The organism is Streptomyces sp. DH12 (assembly GCF_020873895.1).
GTDB lineage: Bacteria > Actinomycetota > Actinomycetes > Streptomycetales > Streptomycetaceae > Streptomyces.
On record NZ_JAHWGT010001699.1, the window covers coordinates 1 to 385 of the forward strand.

The following is a 385-nucleotide window of genomic DNA, read 5'->3' on the forward strand; positions in this document are numbered from 1 at the left end:
GTCGGCGACTTCGGCTCCGCCGTCGCCGACAGCGCCACCGGCACGGCGACCATCGCCTACGACGAGCTGCTGAGGGCCGCCGAGGCCGAGCCCACGCAGGTGGCGCCCGGCATCACCGCCGAGGTGGTGGCGCTGTCCGACGGGGGCAACGGGAAGATCAAGGTCGCACTGGAGACCACCGTGCTCGGCACCAGGCTGCCCGAGCCGGTGTCCGTGCTCAGCTCGGTGACCGTCGTCGACGGGAACACCGTGCGGGTGCGGGCGGACGCGCTGCCGGTGCTGGGCGGGGTGGAGATCGCCGAGTCGCGGGTGCGGCGGATCACCGACTTCGAGCAGAAGATCGACGGACTGCCCGGCGGGATCAGCCTGGAGAAGGTCCAGGCGG

The 385-nt window shown here is 72.7% G+C and carries 1 protein-coding gene; it reads left to right on the forward strand.

The window, feature by feature from the left end; genetic code table 11:
- Positions 1–385: LmeA family phospholipid-binding protein (locus LPA54_RS41795; protein WP_228985563.1), on the forward strand; the 385-nt coding region annotated here is incomplete at both ends.